The organism is Pirellulimonas nuda, from assembly GCF_007750855.1.
GTDB classification, from domain to species: domain Bacteria; phylum Planctomycetota; class Planctomycetia; order Pirellulales; family Lacipirellulaceae; genus Pirellulimonas; species Pirellulimonas nuda.
The window spans coordinates 3525298-3542645 of the sequence record NZ_CP036291.1; the positions used below are offsets into that span (position 1 = coordinate 3525298).

Below are 17348 nucleotides of genomic sequence, written 5' to 3' on the forward strand. Positions count from 1 at the left end.
GAAACCTGTTCTCGAAAGGAGTCGACCGATCGTGCACGCACCCCAGCAATCGAATGCCCTGCCGAACGCCATCCCCTCCGGCGGCGCCGCCAACGCCCGACGCCTGGCCTACGCGCTGGCCGCCGGCGCGGCCGCGGGGTCGGCCGACGCCGCCGTGGTGTGGTCGGGCGTGCAGGACTTGAGCATCGGCCAGGGGCTGGCCCAGGACCTCAACCTCGACGGCGACGCGTTTACCGACGTGCTGCTGAAGAACTACGTCTTCTTCGGCGGCAACTACCAGGGCGCCACGGTCAACGGCGCCCCGGGCCAGCTGGCGGCGTTTCGGGGCGCCCTGATCTACGCCTCGGCGCTGGGGAGCGGCGCCATGATCGACGCATCGGTCGTCGGCCCCACCTTCTTTGGGTCGCTCGCCTACGGCGCCGCCAACCCGGCCGCCGAGTTCAACGACGTCGAAGGCGCCTTCCTGGGGCTGAGCTTCCCGATCGGCGGCAACGCACAAGCCAATATCCACTACGGCTGGCTGCGCGTCTCGGTCAACAACGCCGCCGGCACGTTTGTGGTGAACGACTGGGCGTACGACGACGATCCCGGCGTCGGGATCCTCACCGGCGACACCGGACCGGCCGGGACGCCGGGCGACTTCAACGAAGACGGCCTTGTCGACGCCGCCGACTACTCGGTGTGGCGCGACAACCTCGGCGCCCAGGTCGGGCTGCCCAACGGCGTCGACAACGGCGGCCCCGTGGGCCAGGCCGACTACGACCTGTGGGCCGCCGGTTTCGGCGGCCCCGCCGCGGGCGAGGCAGCGGCCGGCGCCGCGGTCCCCGAGCCCTCGACGCTCGGGCTGCTCGCCGCGGGCGTGCTGGGGGTCGCCGCGTTGCGCCGCAAACGGGGGCGCCCCGGCTGATGCGGTTCGAACGCAATCGAGGAAGCGACGCCCCCGACCGCGTGCTGCTGGTCGGTTGGGACGCGGCCGACTGGCAGATGATCCAGCCGCTGGTTGAGCGGGGGTTGATGCCGACGCTCGCGTCGCTGATGCGCGAGGGCGCCTGGGGCAACCTGGCCAGCATCCAGCCGATGCTCTCGCCGATGCTGTGGAACAGCATCGCCACCGGCAAACGCGCCTCGAAGCACGGCGTCTACGGGTTCACCGAGCCCGACCCCGACCACGGCGGGGTCCGCCCCTCCTCGAGCACCACCCGCAAGTGCAAGGCGCTGTGGAATATCGCCACGCAGTGCGGCCTGAAGTCGAACGTGGTGGGCTGGTACGCGTCGCACCCGGCCGAACCGATCGACGGCGTGATGGTGTCCAACCAGTTCGAGGTGTTCCGGCCGCAGGGGGACGGCGTCTCGCCCCCGGCCCCCCAAAGCGTGCACCCGCCGGAGCTGCTCGAGAGCCTCGCGGAGCTGCGGGTCCGGCCCGCCGAGATCGACGCGGCCGCGATCCTCCCCTTTATCCCCGACGCGGCGCGTCTGGTCGGCCAGGACGCGCACCGCGTCGGCAAGCTCCAACAGCTGCTGGCGCAGACCGCCACGGTGCACGCGGCCGCCACCCGGCTGATGACCGACACCGACTGGGACTTCTCGGCGGTCTACTACGAGGGGATCGACCGCTTCGGGCACGAGTTCATGGAGTTCCATCCCCCGAAGATGGACGCGGTGTCGCAGGCCGACTTTGAGGCCTACCGCCACTGCATGGCCGGCGTCTACCGGTTCCACGACATGATGCTCCAGACGCTGCTGACCCTGGCCGGCGACCGCACGGCCGTGGTGCTGATGTCGGACCACGGCTACTACAGCAATCACCTGCGGCCCGACCCGCGGCCCGGCAAGGCGGGGCCGGTCGAGTGGCACCGGCCGTTCGGCGTGCTCGCCGCGAAGGGGCCGGGCGTACGCCCGGGCTCGCGGCTGTTCGGGGCGTCGATCCTCGACGTGGCGCCGACCGTGCTGCGGCTGCTGGGCCTCCCCGCCGGCTACGACATGCCGGGCCGAGAGCTCGCCGAGGCGCTCGTCTGCCCGCCGGGCCCCGAGCGGGTCAACTCCTGGGAGCAGATCGACGGACCGTGCGGCATGCACCCGGCCGACCTGCGGGTCGACCCCGTCGAGGCCCGCGAGGCGATGCAGCAACTGGTCGCGTTGGGGTACATCGACGCGCCCAGCGAAGACACCGAGGCCTCGGTGCGGGACACGATCGCGCAGAACCAGCTGGTGCTGGCCCAATCGATGGTCGACGCAGGCGAGTTCCAAGAGGCGCTCGCGGTGATCGACGCCATCGACCCCACGCTCCGAGAGACAACGCCGGGGCAGTTGCTACGCGCCTCGTGCCTGCTGGCCCTCGGCGATCGGGCCGCGGCCAGGCAGACGCTGGCGCCGCTCGCCGACTCGGGCGAAGACGCCCCGCGCATGCACATGATGCTGGGGACGCTGGAGCTGGCCGACGGCGACACCGAGCAGGCCCTGGCCCACTTCCAGCAGGTCGCCGCCGCCAGCCCTCGGCTTCCGGGGCTGCACACCAAGCTGGGGGGCGTCTACCTCACCGTGGGGCGGTACGACCAAGCCATCGAGGCCTACGAGAGGGCGCTCGAGATCGACCCCGAGAGCCCGCCGGCGCTCGAGGGCCTCGCGCGGGCCAGGCTCGAGACCGGCCGGCCCCAGGAGGCCCTCGACCTGGCGCTGTGTGCGGCCGAGTTTGTGCACCAGTTCCCCAGGGCCCACCTGACGATCGGCAGGGCGATGATCGCGTTGGGCGACTACCCCGGCGCCGCCGAGGCGCTGGAGTTGTGCGTCCGTCAGGCGCCCAAGCTGGCCGACGCACACCGCGCGCTCGCCGCGGTTTACCGCGAGCTGGGAGACTCGGCCCGGGCGGTCGAGTCCGAACTGCGCGCCTCTCGGGTGCTCGCTTGAACCAACCACAGGAGAACCCTATGCCGCTCCAGAACGCCCCGTCCGCCGAGCGGCGCCCGTGGCTGCCCGCCGCCTTTGCCTGCGTGGCGGCCTCGGTGATCTGTTGCGCCGCCGCCGGCTGCGGCGGGCCGGACGAGCCGCAGAATCAGGTCCCCGAGAACCCCGCGCCGCTGCCCGACCCCAGTGAACGGATCGAGGGCTAACCCGTCCGTCTCGACCAACCCGAGGAATCCCAGATGCGTGGCGCCATATTGCCAGTGATTACGGTCTGCAATGCGGCGCTGGGGACCGGCGTGCCTGCCCGCCGTCGGGGTCCGTCCCCCCGCCCCGGCTTTACGCTGGTAGAGCTGCTGGTGGTGATCGCGATCATCGGCATCCTTGTAGCGATGCTGCTCCCCGCGGTGCAGTCGGCCCGCGAGGCCTCGCGTCGGTCCTCATGCGCAAACAACATCCGCCAGCTGGGGATCGCGGCGCTCAACTTCGAGTCGGGCAACCGGCGCCTGCCCCCCGGCTTCTTGGGCAGCAAGAACTACGCGTTCCCCAACGCGAACGCCGAGGGGGCCGGCAAGTTCAATCAGTGGGTAGGAGTGCTGGCCCAGCTGCTCCCGTACGTCGAGGCCGGCGCCGTGCACGACCGACTCACCACCGACTACGGCATCGGCGCCGACCAGTACGACCTGAACTACTGGACCAGCCCCAACGCCTGGGCCGCCGGCCAGAGCCGGATCACCAACTTCCGCTGCCCGACGGTCCCGGACGAGCTCCCGGTAGACGCCGTGGTCGACAAGGTCTACGTCAAGGACGGCGGCGGCTCTAGCAGCCCGGTGCCGGTGGCTACCTTCGAGAGCCCCAGCGGCGCCAACTATCAGCAGAAGTCCGCCGTGTGGCCCGTCCCCACCGGGTCGGTCCTGGGGCTCACCAGCTATCAGGGGGTCTGGGGCGTGTACGGCGAGGTTGGGCCGAACGCCCGCGTGGTGTCGGCCGACGGCACGGTGTTTAGCGTCGACCGCGACCTGCTGGGTGTATTCAGCATCCGCTCGAAGACACGCATGGGTCAGGTGACCGACGGCACATCAAAGACGCTGATGTTTGGCGAGGCGCCGGGAACGATCGGCTCGAACTTCATCGACGGCGTCTCCGGCAACCGCACCGGTGGGTTCTCGCAGGGGGTGGCCTGGATCGGCTCCTGCCTGTTGCCCACCTACCTGGGGCTCGACCTGGGCCGCGAGACGCAGTTCGCGGCCGCGGGCGACAACCCGCAGTACAACACCAAGTGGTCGTACTTCGGGTCGATGCACCCCGGCGTGGTGCAGTTCACGTTCGTCGACGGTTCGACGCGTTCGCTGACCCGCGAGATCGACGTCGACCTCTTCAAGGCCCTCTCGTCGATGCGCGGCGGCGAGCTCGTCAGCGAAGACCAGCTCTAGAACGCAACCAGTCGCAGGCCCGCTGCTGGTAGGCCCGGGCTAGTAGGTCTGGGCTAGTAGACGCGACGTCGCTCACGCTTGCTTGCGGCAGCGGTAGAGGCCGGCGTCGACAACGGCCGCCATCGCGGCCACGTCCAGCGGCACGCCGAGCAGCGTCTGAATCGCGAGGGCCGCCTCCGCCGGCGTCTGCAACAACGCGCGGTGCTCTAGCTCCAGCAGCCGGGTGTCGGGGCGCTGCGACAAAAACGACGCCGCCCGCGCCAGCTGCTGCGCAAACACCCCCTTGAGGCGATCGGGCGCGATCGCCGCGCCGGTCGTCCCGGCGCGGGCGATCATCTTCTGCTGCGACTGGAGCACCTCGTCGAGGTCGCGTCGCACCAAGATCGCCCGGCAAGGCACGCCGGCAGGGAGGTGAACGACCAGCGGGGCGACAATCTTGACGGCCGAACCGCCGGCCTCCGCCAGCCAGCGCGCGTCCGCGGCGAGGCGTTTGACGGCCTCGTGTTCGTAGTACCCCCGAGGGTTGTCCTCGTCCACCGGTCGGGCGCCGTCGCTGTGCACGGGGAGCCCCCCCGCGGCCAGCATCTGCATCACCATCGAGGTGCCGGACCGCGGGAGTCCGGTGACGATCGTGACAAATCCGGTGGGCGGGTCGATGCGAAGTGTCGTCATGGGTCGTTATTCGTGAGCAGCAAAGAGGTCCGCGGTAGCAGTCCCCGATCCGCGTTAGCGCGTTATACCTTGGATGTGCGTGGGCGTCCCCCCGGTCGCCGTGGAGACCGCACCGGACCCCCGACGGCGCCAACGGCCAAGAGAACCGCTGCGTTAAACTCCGGGGCCACTCCCACTCTCGCTGGGGCTGCTTATCGACCTTAGCTTACGCCGCTTTGCTTATTCGGGCGAAATCTTGTTCTCGGGACCCGGGCTGGTCGCGCCGAAGCCGGCGAGCTTTGCTTGGAGCGCGGCGATCGACACGCCGGATTCTTCACTCCGGTGCGTGTAGGCCGAGTGCGGTGGGCGCGGCGCCTTGGTCATCGGTCGCCGCAGACCCACCGCCGGCGAAACAGCAGCGGGCCCCCACCTGCCACCCGCCCGACCCGCGAAAGACCGTGCCGAGCTTTCGTTCCGACAGCACGTTGGCCAAGGGCCCTCGCACCATCACCGCTGCGGGCGCCGGCTTGGCGGACCGCGCGAGCCCGCATCGATCACCGCAATGCCCTCGGTGAGACCCAGAGGCTCCCACGAATCCGGCAAGAACCAGTACAATCGGCCCGTCGCCCGAGCAGGCGTTGGCCTGAAAGGGATGGGCGAACACGGCCGACACCCAACGAGCGCACCGCCGCTCGACCGCCACGCTCGAAGACGACCTATTTGCCCAAGGACCCAAGATGGTGATCATCGAGCGGACGGTTGGGGAGTCCATCCGCGTACAGGGCGCCCTCATCCACATCGAGCAGATCGTCGGCGACGCCGTGCGTCTGGGGGTGGAGGCAGACCGGAGCATTTCGGTGCACCGTGGCGAGGTTTACGATGCGATCCAGCGGAGCATCGCCCCTGCCGGTCCTGAGGGATGAGGCGCGTGGCGGCGTTCGCGCCAGCAGACAGGCAGGAAACAAGCATGCAGCGGCCGGACTCGTTTCGCGCGGGCCGTGTCTGCCCCGTGTCCTAGGCCCGCAGCGAAGCCACCTCGGCGACGATCGACAGCGTTGGTCGCGTCGTGAAGAACGCCGACTTCAGCTTCCAGACGCCCCCGCCCGGCCCCTTTTTTCAGAGCTTTGATTGCTGCTGCGATCCAGCGAACGCATAGAACCCTCCCCGCCATTCGGGCGACGACCCCATCCGCTCGGCCACGTCTGCCGACGGGTGGCCGATGTGACGCATCACCGCCGCGAGCTGGCCCGCGTCGGCGCGGAGCTCGTCGTGGAGCACGCACTCGTCAAGGTACTTCAGCAGCGCATGACTCCCCTCGGAGTGCCCCGGCCGAGCGAGGGTCGCCAGCAGCACACGCAGCTCCAGTTCGACCACAAGGTCGAGCCAGCGCGGGTCAAAGCAATCCGCGAACCGGCGCCAAAGCAACGCGTTGGCGCCGTTGGGCATACGAGCAGAAAAGGCGCCCATGGCCAGCTGCTGGATTACGTACGTGCAATAGTCGCTGCGCGAAGCGCGGTCGGTTTGGCGCAGGTAGGGGTGGAACGCGTCGTAGACTTCCGCAGGGTCCCAGCTCTGAAACGCGACATGGACAACGAGAGGAACGTAGGGAGGGAACAGGTCTGGCAACGCCGCCACCAGCGCGTTCCGCAGCGCCGGTCCACCGCAGGCCATGCGCTCGACGAGATGCCCTGGGCGTCGGGCGCCTTAAAACCGTCCCACTCGACCGGCATGGCCTCGCGTCGATCGAAGGCCTCCAACAAGAAGGCCTCGACCGCCGATTCCTGCTCGCGCCCACGCAGCGCTCCGAACAAACGCGCTAGTTCCGCGGCGTGTTGCTTGTACACCCCGCGGTACGGGGGGCCGGCCGAGGTGATCGCCGCGAGACGGTCGCGCGCCTCGCCGATCACTTCGTCGCTGCTGCGTTCCGGGAGCGGGTCGTGTGGGCCGGCGGTCCGCACCGCCACGAGTTCACCACGTTCGTCCGCCTTGAAGCGGAGGCCTTGGACCGCGGGCGGGCGACACGGACCGAGAGGGGACCGTTTCGATGCGGCGTAAGCCCATGTATTTCCAACAGGCAGGCAAGCTCCATGCAGATGTCTGCTGACACCCACTCCTTGTCGATATTCCAATGGGGCTCGCCGGCGTCGTCGAGGTCGAGGTAGAGGTGCTGCTGGAGTGCCGCGACGATCCGGATCAGAGCGTCATGCGAGAGTTGGCTGGGATCGGCGGGCGTTTGTCGCGGCGTGGCGGTCGGCTCGACGGCAAAGTCGGGGCCCGCAGCAGCCAACGAGCTGCCGACATCGGTCTCGGCCAGAGCGATCAAGGGGGATACCGCAAGCCCACACACCGCGGCCTCGGCCGTTCCGCCGGTCCCTTCAGCATCCCACTCGACGACAATCTGCTTCAGCCTTGTATCGCTCGCAAAGGCGTCTTGCACGACGCCCCCGGCTACGCTCAGGATCACGTGCATGGCGCCCTGGGTGTCAGAAGGTTGAGAAACCCAGCCCGCAGAGAGCTAGCTATTGAGAGCCGGCCGCTCAGGGGTCAGTCGGTCGGCGGCGGAGACCGCTCACGGGCGGCAAGGCCATCAAAGCGACGACCGTCGCCGGGCAACGTTTTGGCGAGACGCCTGCTCCCGCTCCTGGGGCCTCGGAGCAAGACTGATTACGGGGGCTTGCCGATGTGACGGCGCTCGACGGTCGTGCAGTTTGGGGCATGGTGGAGAGTGCGTCGTTCTGCTTCACCTCTGCGGGATCCTGGCTTCTTCGAGCCGCTGAGGCGAGCTGCACCGCCGCGCCGTGGGGTTGGCCGTTCGGTGCTGACGTGATGAGCACCGACAGCCGTGGTGGAGCGACATGAAGCCGCGTTGAACTACTAGCCTGTGCATCTTGCTCGCAACCTCAACAGAGCCGACGTGTTACTTGCCGTAGCGTTTGTACAAGCCGCGCCGTCCCCTGGGGTTACGACCTCGCGCGATTACGAGTTGGAGAACAACCGAGTTGGTTTGTGCCTCTGGCCAGGCAGCAAGGAAGCGAATGCACGAACCTCCGCACCCGAGCAGCCAACCGCCGATGTTCAGATCTCGCCGCCGAAGGCGGACCACGCTTGCAAAGCCTCGCCCTCGTCGAGCAACTCTTCACTCCACACTTCTTCGTCATCGGTCCACGCCAACGTATCGACTTCGCACCGGGCGATGGGGTAGAGGATCAACGAGTCGTCCAGCCGCCGGGGGGCGTCATCAGCTTGCTGAGTCATCGCCGCGAACACTAGGTCACGGGGTTCGTTTGCCGCCATCGGCCGGTCCCGTAAGAACGCGGCGAGGGCTGCCGAGGGGAGCGATGCCGGAAGCGAAGACGCTGCGGCAGAGGGAGACGCCTCCGCCAACGACGCCAAGGCAGGCGCCGCCGTGGCCGGCGCCGACTGACCGAGGCGGTCGCGCCACACGCTGTAGTCGGCGGCGTCTACTTGGCCGTCGTTGTTGCCGTCCGCTTGCAATCCGATGCCGCTGGTCGCGCCGAAGTGGGTCTTCCAGAAGGCGTAGTCGAGCTGATCGACTGTGCCGCTGCGGTCGTAGTCGCCCGGCAGCGTGGGCGCCGTCGCGGCGACCGCGAAGTTCTGATTGAACAACTGGTTCGAGCCGTTGAGCGTGAGCCGCAGCGAGCCGGGCGCCAGCGTGTTGGCGAGCACCGCCAGCGAGCCGTTATTCGCGTCGCCGCGGACCGCCGCCAGGTCGACGATGTCGTCGCCGTTGAGGTCGGCCGCGAGCACCTGCTTGACGCCGCTGGCGACCAGTGAGGCGAAGCTCGCCAGCCCCGTGCTCTCCGGGAAGCTGTAGACGCCGCCGTTGTTCCGCAACAGCACCACGTCGTTGTCGAGCGAGCGCCCCACCACCAGGTCGGCGTCGCCGTCCTGGTCGATATCGACGACCGACACCGACCTCGGGCCCTGGGCGACGGGGATCGGCGTCAGGCCGGTCAGCACGCCGGCGCCGTTGTTGATCAGGCGAAAGACGCTGTTCGCGCCGATGCTGGCGCCCACCACGTCAGGCGCGGTGCTCCCGCCGATGTGGGCGATGGTCACCGACGCCGGCCCTGCGCCAACCGGCACGGCCGCGAGCGCCGTAAAGCTCGTCCCGCCGTTGTTTCGGAGCACCTGCACGGAGTGACCGTCGAAGTTGCCGATGACAACGTCCGGGTAGAGGTCGCCCGTGAGGTCCCCCACCGCCAGCGATAGTGGGCCTGAGGCCCCCATCGCGACGTCGGCCAGCGGCGTGAAGCTGGGCGAAGTCAGGCCACTGTTGAGCAAGAACCTCACCCGGTCGTTCGGCTGGGCGCCGACGTCAAGCGTCACCACCAAGTCGTCGTCACCGTCGCGATCGAGGTCCGCTACCGAAACGTGGGCCCGGGCGAACAGCAGGGCCGAAGCGGGATTCAGTGGGTCTTGTCGCAGCGCGACCTCCTGCGGGGCCCGCGTGAACCCGCCGGCGCCGTCGCCGAGCAAGAACACGACGTACGCGTACGACCAGTGAACCACCGCGATGTCTGGGTAAGAGTCGTTATTGAAGTCGCCGACGGCGATCCCCGCCGGCTGGTCGCCGACGGCATACTCGGTCCTCACGCCGTAGCCGCCGTCTGCTTTACGGAGCCGCACCGAGACCTTGTCCGACCCGCCGTCGACGCTCACTAGGTCGGGGCCGCTGACGCCATCGAGGTCTACGGCTTGCAGGCCCAGCGGGTTGGGGCCGGTGTTCAGCGTCTGCGTCGAGAAGGCGTTCCCCTGCAGGCCGGCGAGCGACTCGCCCGGCGTGGTCACCAGCCGCACGACGTAGTTGGTCGCCCCCAGGCCGGTGAACGAGTAGGCGCCCGTGGCGGTGGTGGTGCGGACCGGCTCCGAGGGTTCCCGCACGCCGTTGTCGTTCACGTCCAAGTAGACCTGTCGGTTCGCCAGCTCCTCCCCGGAGTCAGGCACGCCGTTTCCGTTGAGGTCCTCGAACACAAAGCCGCTGACCTGGCTCGAGCCCTGCCCGCTGAGCGTGTTGTAGACCAGGAAGTCGGCGCCGACATACACCTGATCGGGCGCGAGATCCACGCTCCACTCGTTCTGCTGCGAGGGCGCCGGGGAGGTGACGGTCTGGCTGGCCAGCGTATTGAGCCGCACCTCGTACACGCCCGGCGCGGCGAGGTTCTCGAAACGGTACTCGCCCAGCGGGCCGGTAACCCGGGTGATGTCTCCCGCCGTGAACGTGTTGGAGTGGTCGAGGTCGAGGTAGACGCTTACCCCGGCGAGGCCCGACTCGCTCGGGTCACGGAGGCCGTTGTTGTTCGTGTCCGAGTAGACGATCCCGCGGATCTCACCCGGGGCGCTGCGGGCGCTGAAGTCCGCCCCCGTAATCTCCGTGCCCACCTGCAGCGTCTTGCGGTCTAGCCCCGCCCCGTCGCGAACGAACTGCGTCAGCGCGTTCTCGTCTCCCCCCGCAATCACGTAGAGGAACCCACCGGTCGCCAGTGCGTCAACGCCATTCTCAAGGTTCTCCACCGGGCCGCCGAACGCGTCGGGGACGCCGTCGGCGAGCGCGTGGAGAAACGTTAAGCGACCGGACGATGCGTTGCGGCTAAACACCGCCACCGCACCGACCAACAAGGGGTCTTCGGGGGAACCGTAGTTTCGCTTGCCGGTAACGTAGACCCGGCTACCGTCCGCACTGATCGTCACCGACGACGCGTCTTGAACCCCTCGTACCACGCCTCCTGCGTTGTCGATGTCCCCTTCCGAGAGCGTTTCGAGGAACGTCAGCGCCCCCAAAGTGTCCCGTGCGAAAACCGTCGCCGAGCCGTCTGTCGCCGCCGATACGTACGCGAACCGTCCGTCCGAGCTAATCGCGATGTCGTTGGCCCCGTCGAGCCCGCTGACCCCCGACTGGCCGTTGCGGAGCACGGACGTGTAGTTGAGGTAGAAAGGCGCCGCGGCGAGGTTGAAGGTCGTCAGGGTATCGAGGCTATCTGCGGTCTCGCCCACCACGTACACCTGGCCGCCGTAGGCCGCCACGCCGCGTCCACCGGTTCCGAACGGAGAGACGCCGGCGCCGTTGCTCAGCACCCGTCGGAACCGCAGCTCTGGGCTGAACCCCGCTAGGCGTTCGAAGATCAACAGCGAGCCGCCATTCAGGGCGGAGGGGCCGGAGTTCGACACGTAAACACGCGTCCCATCGGGGCTAACGGCAAGCCCGGTCGAGCCGTCGAGTCGTGACACGGTGGCGCCACGCACGTCGCCGTTGCGGACCACGTCCACCTCGGTCAGGTCGCCCGTCATCGTGTTGACCGAGAACACAGCGAGGGCGCCGCTCGATGAGAGGGCGTAGAGGTACACACTGCCGAGCGCCGCGGCCGGCGCGACCACGATCTTCACCACGTCTTGCAGAATATTCACGGCGCCGACCAGCGAAGCCGACGTCGTTACGCCCAGCGGCGTTAGCACGCCGGTAGACGAATCCCGCTTAAACCGCTGAATCTTGGATTCGCCCGCGCCGGCGACATAGATGAACCGACCATCCGCCGTTGCCGCAATCGAGCTGGCGCCGCTGAGTCCGAGCCCGACGTCGGACGCGTCGAGCAGTTGAGCGGCATACGCGGTTTCGCTGTACGTCCGCGTCCACCCCGGCTGGTTCACTTCTGCTACGGTGTAGTCGCCCGGCTTAAGCAGCGTGAACGTGTAGTTGCCCGCAGTATCGGTGACGGTCGAGGGTTCGCCCGCGTCGAGGGCGCCGTTCTGGTTGAGGTCGAGGTAGAGCGTCCACCCCGACAAGCCCGGCTCACCCGGGTCCTGCACGCCGTTCTCGTTCTGATCCTGGAACTTGCGTCCAGCGATCGAGCCGTGGTAACGCTCGACGGCGCCGATATCAGGAATCGAGCTGCCATTGTTGTCGCCGTCGCGCGAGCGGGCGTAGCCGCGCTGGTCGGTGGTGAGCGCCGAAGCGACGCCGGCGTCGATGGCGGGGCTGTCCGCGGCGGGGAGGTGCGTGAGCGTGTAGCCGCCGTTGTCCGCTAGCGGGCCGAGCCGGGCGTCGATGTCGGCGCCGTCCGGACCGACCTGGTCGGACGCCACGCCGTCGACGAGGCCCGTTGAGGCGCCGTCGCTGCCGATCAGGTTGTTACCGAGCGATGTGAACTGACCCACCACGTCGGTTCCGCTATGGGCGGCCGTGTTGCCGGCGACGATGGAGTTCTTGAGCGACACGGCGCCGCTGTCCGCGTTGAAGACGCCGCCCCCATCGTAGTTGAGGCTGTAGCGCTGGGCGAAGACGCCGGCGCCGTCGTCCGGTCCGCTCCCATCCCAGAGTACGGTGACGTTTCCACGACCATCGATGGCGATGTCGCGGATGTACTGTTCCCCCGAGGCGAAGGGTTCGCTTTGGTTCACAACAATCGACTCTCCCGACCACTCTCCCAACGCGCCGAGGACTCCGATGTAGACATCCGTTGATAAGGACTCTGCATTGTACTCCGACCAAGCCGCTATGAAGCGGCCGTCAGGAAGAGTCGACACCGCCGGCCATTGGAGCGAACCCTCGCTTGCAAGGAGCAGGCGTTCGCCGCCGATCGGCTCACCGTTCCTGTCGAACATCCGCGCGACGACGCCAACGCCCGAAGAAAGCCACACCGCCAGAAAGCCGTTACCGTTGGTGGAGACCGTGGCGAGGTTCTGATAGCCAGAGATGGTCGAGTTAAGGGGCATATCGCCGCTGATTGCCGTCCCATCCGCGTTGAACACCCTCGCAAGAACGCCGCCATCCGGGTCGCGGGCATCGGCGCTCCGCCAGCTGACAACGAACTCACCACTGGGCCAAGTTGCAACCCTTGGATACCCTTGCTCTCCGGAAATATAAGCATTAATCGGGAACTCACCACCGACGGCGCCGCCTGCCTGAGAAAACCGCTGACCGAAGACGCCAGTCCCGCTTCCTTCGTTTGTGTCATCGTGCCAGACCGCAACGAACTGCCCCTGCTGGTCTGCGGCGATGGCAACTCCCGTCTGATAGCCGTTCTGATACACATTGACGATGTACTCACCGGCAATCACCGTGCCCGCTGCGTTGAACACCTTGCCGCGGAGCCCCCAACCTGCTTGGTCGGCGCCCCACCCCGCAAAGAACACGGCAAAGTTGCCATTGGGAAGCACCACGGCATCACTATCAAGCCGCTCACTAATGTGCCCGTCACTGACCTGAAACTGCCCGCCGACCGCGTTGCCAAACGCGTCGTAACGCTGCGCGAATACGTCTTGATCCTGAAGAGAAAACGCTGTCGTCCAAGTTACGACCGTCTCCCCGGCCGCATTCACCGCCAACTTGCCGCGGCTCTGCGTGCCGGACGTGGACGAGTTGACGCGGAACTCGTCACCCTGTCGCGACAGAAGCTCGCCAGCCATTTGCCCCAAAGCCGTGTTTTCAGCAACCGTCGAGCTCTCCACGATCGCCGTGGCCCCGTCGGCATTGAACAGCCCGCCCCCTTGGTTCGCCGCGTCGTTGCCCGAGAGGGTCACATTGGTCGCGGTGAGCGTGCCGGCGTTGTAGACGCCGCCGCCGTCGCCGCCGATTTCTTTGGCGCCAGCGAAAAGACGTTGAGCGAAGATTCCCTGAGAATCGCCGGGGCCGACGCCATCCCAGGTTACGATCACCCTGCCAGCATCATCGACGCCGATGTCCGTCCAGGAAACAAGCCCAAGCACGCTTGCGGTTGAGCTCAGCACGACAGGGGGAGACAAGAAAGAGCCGTCGGCTCCCAGGAGTCGCGCGAAGGCATTGAATGGCGGTCCGTTGTCGTCAGGGTCTGTTAGCCCTGAGATCACGTACGAGCCGTCGGCGAGCGCGGCAACTCGTGCCGTGTTGCCATAGGACGTGCTGCTACCAGCGATGAGAAACTCGCTGCCGATACGTCCGCCTTGCCGATCAAATAGTTGGCCGAAGGCGCCAACTCCGATGGAATCCCACGTAACCAGAAAACCATGGGGGCCCGTCGCTACATTAGGCAGATTCTGCTCACCTGGAAAGCTGGTATTGATCCGCAGCTCAGGACCCACAGGGTTCCCCGCCGCGTCAAACAGTCTTCCTAATACGCCATAATCCGGATCAACGGGGTCGGTAGACGTGTAAACGACCACCGACTGCCCATCGTCCCAGAAAGCAATCTCTGGCGATGCTTGAATTCCCTGCGTCGTCGCATTGACGGTGATCTCGCCTGTAAGGGGGACGCCTGAAGGGTTGAAACGGCGCATCACGACTCGACTCTCGCTCCCATCTACTCCGTCGTTGGAATACCATACGGCGGTGTAGTTGCCCGAGGGATCACTCGCGATTTGCGGCTGCTGCTGAACCCCCGAAAGGCTGGTATTCACCAAGATCTCGCCCGAAATCGGATCCCCCGAGGGACTGAAAGTCGCGGCGTAGATCTCCGTGTCAGTGAATGCTGCGTTGTATACCTCATAGACCACCGCAAAACTGCCGTCGGGAGAAACGGTAGTGTCTCCGCGCTGGCTGTTTGCGGCGACGCTTGCCTGGTAGTTCGTGCCGACAGGATGCCCGGCCGCATCATATCGTTGGACAACTAGGCTTGTTCCCGCGTAGGGGCCTGTGCCGCTGGTCCAAGCCACAACTTGATCACCGCTTGAGTTGACGGACACCTTTGGCACCCATTGAACACCGGCTGTAGCGTCGTTGATTCTAAAGACGTCTCCAATAAGCTCCATTGTGTTGATTAGATATTCGCCGTGCGCTGCGTTGCCCGAAACTGTCGACGCGTGCAGGTCGGTAGCTGCGATGTCAGAGTTGTAGACGCCCCCGCCATCTCGTACGGCGGAGTTCGCTTGAACCGCACTTGCAGCAATTGTCGCCGAGCCGGCGTTCCATACGCCGCCGCCGTCACGGCCGGCGTGGTTGCCGGAGATGGACGACGTTTCCACGACCATTGACGCCCCGGCCGCCACAGCGACGCCCCCCCCATCGGCCGACGTTCGGTTGCCGATGACCGTGGAGTTACGGAGCGTCAGCAACCCGTCCTCCACGAAGACGCCGCCGCCGGGGTTGTCCAGCACGCGGCCCCCGGTGACGGTGATGCCGTCGAGCGTCAGCGAGGGGAGCGGGAACCCGGCGGCCTGAACGACCTGGAACACCCGCTCGCCGATCCCCGTGTCGCCCCCGGCGTCGATGACGACCTCGCCGGCGCCGTCGCGGAGCAGTGTGACGTTGCCGCGGATGTCCAGGTCGCCCGTGGCCGAGTCGTTGTCGTCGGCGCCGCCGACGGTCAACGGGTACGTCCCCGGTTTGAGCAGCACGATGTAGTTCTGCAGCGGGTTGTTCGCCGCGTCTTGCAGGATGGCCCGCAGTGTGACGTTGCCCGCCGCGTCGGCGATCTCGCTGTCCAACGGGTTAGCGTCGGGGGCGTCGTAGAAGACATTCGGGGCGTACGTGCCGGTCGAGGTGACGGTGAACGAACCGACCACGTGCTCGGTCGAGCCGATGCCGCTAGTGTCGGCTACGGCGCCCCCAACCAGCACGATGTCGTAGACGCCCAGGTCGACCGCGTCCCAGCTCCCCCCGGGGGGTATGATCTGATAGGTGACGTCGAAGGAGGCCGCATCGACCGTGGGCGCCGTTGATCCCCGTGTCGCCAAGAGGTCTACTCCGCCGCTGCCGCGCCTGCGGACCACGAAGTCCCCGTCGTTCACCGAAGCAGCCGCGACCAGCGGCGTGAGGTTGCCGGCCAGGTTGTTGGGCTTCGAGAGCGTCGCGGTGAACTGGTAGCTCGTGCCGCCGATCGAGGTGACGTCGGTCGTGCTGACCGCGGCCTGCGGCGGTAGCTGGGCGAAGGCCCCAAACGCGCTCAGCCGGCGGCCGCTGGTGGTGAGCCCTTGCAGCGACGCCAGCGGGTCGCCACCGGACAAAATGGCCCGTCGGACTTCTGCCATCGTGGCGTTGGGGGCGGCCGACCACACGAGCGCCGCCACCCCCGCCACGTGCGGGGCGGCCATGCTGGTGCCGGTGCGGGTGTTGTAAACCTGCTGGGTTGGCTGTGCCTGATCAATAAAGAGGTCGGTGCTCCAGACGCTCTGTCCCGGCGCGGCCAGGTCCACCGTCTGGTCGCCGTAGTTGCTGAACGCAGAAAGCTGGTCGCCGCGGTCGGTAGCGGCGACGGTCAGCATGTTGTCTAGCCCGTACACGGCCGGGAAGAACGGCAAGACGTCAATGTCCTGGCCACGCCCAAAAACGTCGCCGTTGCCCGCGGCGGCGACGAACAAGATGCCTGCCTCGCCGGCGGCGTCGATCGCCGCGATCAGGCCGGGCGAGTCGATCCCGACTCCCCCCCAACTAGCGTTGATGACGCGGATGTTGACGTCGTACTGGTTACGCAGCACCGTGGCGTAGTTCACCGCGGCGATCGCGTCCGCCACCGAGCCGGTGTTGTTCTGGTCGAGCAGCTTCAGCGGCAAGATCGAGGCGGCCCAGTTCACGCCGGTCACGCCGATAGCGTTGTTCCCTACCGCCCCCAACGTGCCGGCGACGTGCGTGCCGTGGCCGTGGTCGTCCAGCGGGTCGGCGTCGTTGTTGGCGAAGTCCCAGCCGTGGCTGATCGGCGTAGCGCCGTCCGGCCCGAGCACCCCCGTGGTGTTGGTCCAGACGTTGGCCGCGAGGTCGGGGTGCGTGTAGTCGATCCCGGAGTCGATCACCGCGACCACCACGTCGCGCGAGCCGGTGGTGATGTCCCAGGCGGCGACCGCATCGATGTCGGCGCCCCCCAGACCGCCGCTCTGGCCGACGTTGTACAGCGCGTACTGCTCGAGGCCGGTGAAGCGGGGGTCGTTAGGCTCGGCGGCGCCGCCGAGCGAGGCGTCGAGGTGGAAAGACGCGATGGCGGGGTTGGCGGCCAGGGCGTCGCGCGTCGCGGCGGCGTCGCCGCTGGTTTCGATCAGCAGCTGCCCCGGCAGGCCAAGACCGCGGACCGATTGCACGGCTACCCCGCCAAGCAGACCCGCGGCGCCGGCCGCGCCGCCGGACTGCGCCGCTGCCTCGGGGGTCAGCCGGGCGACCCAGCGGACCGTCGGCGTAGACGCAAGAGCGCCGCCATCGATCGCCGCCAGCGGGGCGGTCGTCGCCGCGCCGAACCAGCCCAGCGACGGCCGCAAGTAGTCGGGCAGCAGCGGGTCGCCCGTCAGGAGCAACCGGTGCTCGAGCGTCTCCACACGCAGTCGCCGCGCAGAAACGGCGCGTAGCACCCTCCACGTTCTCCCCATCGGACGCCCCCCAAAAAGATGAACTACGCCAGACGTCGGGACCTGCCAGGTAGGTCGCACCCGTCTGCGCAGCCCCGGCATCTT

General features: G+C 67.5%; 9 protein-coding genes. 5 read left to right on the forward strand and 4 right to left on the reverse strand.

The genetic code is table 11. From position 1 onward, the window contains the following. Window positions 1–31 precede the first annotated feature (31 nt). From Pla175_RS13825 to Pla175_RS13840, 4 genes are read left to right on the forward strand one after another with little or no spacing between them, the layout of a single operon-like run. Window positions 32–907, forward strand: a complete 876-nt coding sequence (locus Pla175_RS13825) for a PEP-CTERM sorting domain-containing protein (RefSeq protein ID WP_145285897.1) — start codon at window positions 32–34, stop codon at window positions 905–907. Next, window positions 907–2904 carry an alkaline phosphatase family protein gene (locus tag Pla175_RS13830; RefSeq protein WP_145285900.1) on the forward strand — a complete coding sequence of 666 codons (1998 nt, stop codon included), beginning with the start codon at window positions 907–909 and terminating at the stop codon, window positions 2902–2904. Before Pla175_RS13825 ends, Pla175_RS13830 begins: the two co-directional genes overlap by 1 nt. 20 nt (window positions 2905–2924) lie before the next feature. Next, window positions 2925–3107, forward strand: a complete 183-nt coding sequence (locus Pla175_RS13835; RefSeq protein WP_145285904.1) for a hypothetical protein — start codon at window positions 2925–2927, stop codon at window positions 3105–3107. Window positions 3108–3140: 33 nt separating this feature from the next. Further along, complete coding sequence (locus tag Pla175_RS13840) at window positions 3141–4331, forward strand: DUF1559 family PulG-like putative transporter (RefSeq protein WP_145285907.1); 1191 nt, start codon at window positions 3141–3143, stop codon at window positions 4329–4331. Between the two features lie 72 nt (window positions 4332–4403). Here the strand turns inward: Pla175_RS13840 and Pla175_RS13845 are convergent, their stop codons facing one another. After that, on the reverse strand, window positions 4404–5003 hold the full coding sequence (locus tag Pla175_RS13845; RefSeq protein WP_145285910.1) for a sulfotransferase family protein: 600 nt from the start codon (window positions 5001–5003) through the stop codon (window positions 4404–4406). Window positions 5004–5719: 716 nt separating this feature from the next. On the opposite strand from Pla175_RS13845, the gene Pla175_RS13850 reads away from it, so the two are divergent. Next, window positions 5720–5905: a carbon storage regulator gene (locus Pla175_RS13850; protein WP_145285785.1), complete on the forward strand. Its 186-nt coding sequence runs from the start codon at window positions 5720–5722 to the stop codon at window positions 5903–5905. A 193-nt stretch (window positions 5906–6098) separates the two neighbouring features. Here Pla175_RS13850 and Pla175_RS13855 read toward each other — a convergent pair whose 3' ends face one another. From Pla175_RS13855 to Pla175_RS13865, 3 genes are all read right to left on the reverse strand, one after another. Beyond that, window positions 6099–6653 (reverse strand): hypothetical protein, encoded by a 555-nt coding sequence (locus Pla175_RS13855; RefSeq protein WP_145285913.1) that lies wholly within the window; start codon window positions 6651–6653, stop codon window positions 6099–6101. Window positions 6654–6885: 232 nt separating this feature from the next. Further along, window positions 6886–7452 carry a hypothetical protein gene (locus Pla175_RS13860; RefSeq protein ID WP_145285916.1) on the reverse strand — a complete coding sequence of 189 codons (567 nt, stop codon included), beginning with the start codon at window positions 7450–7452 and terminating at the stop codon, window positions 6886–6888. 605 nt (window positions 7453–8057) lie between these two features. Beyond that, a complete protein-coding gene (locus Pla175_RS13865; protein ID WP_197526815.1) occupies window positions 8058–17246 on the reverse strand; it encodes a S8 family serine peptidase in 9189 nt (3062 codons plus the stop codon). Window positions 17247–17348 lie beyond the last annotated feature (102 nt).

Bases quoted from the DNA above. Each gene is read 5' to 3' on its own strand.
- Pla175_RS13830 (WP_145285900.1), top strand. From the start codon at position 907: ATGCGGTTCGAACGCAATCGAGGAAGCGACGCCCCCGACCGCGTGCTG.
- Pla175_RS13845 (WP_145285910.1), bottom strand. From the start codon at position 5,003: ATGACGACACTTCGCATCGACCCGCCCACCGGATTTGTCACGATCGTC.
- Pla175_RS13835 (WP_145285904.1), top strand. From the start codon at position 2,925: ATGCCGCTCCAGAACGCCCCGTCCGCCGAGCGGCGCCCGTGGCTGCCC.
- Pla175_RS13860 (WP_145285916.1), bottom strand. From the start codon at position 7,452: ATGCACGTGATCCTGAGCGTAGCCGGGGGCGTCGTGCAAGACGCCTTT.
- Pla175_RS13850 (WP_145285785.1), top strand. From the start codon at position 5,720: ATGGTGATCATCGAGCGGACGGTTGGGGAGTCCATCCGCGTACAGGGC.
- Pla175_RS13855 (WP_145285913.1), bottom strand. From the start codon at position 6,653: ATGGCCTGCGGTGGACCGGCGCTGCGGAACGCGCTGGTGGCGGCGTTG.
- Pla175_RS13840 (WP_145285907.1), top strand. From the start codon at position 3,141: ATGCGTGGCGCCATATTGCCAGTGATTACGGTCTGCAATGCGGCGCTG.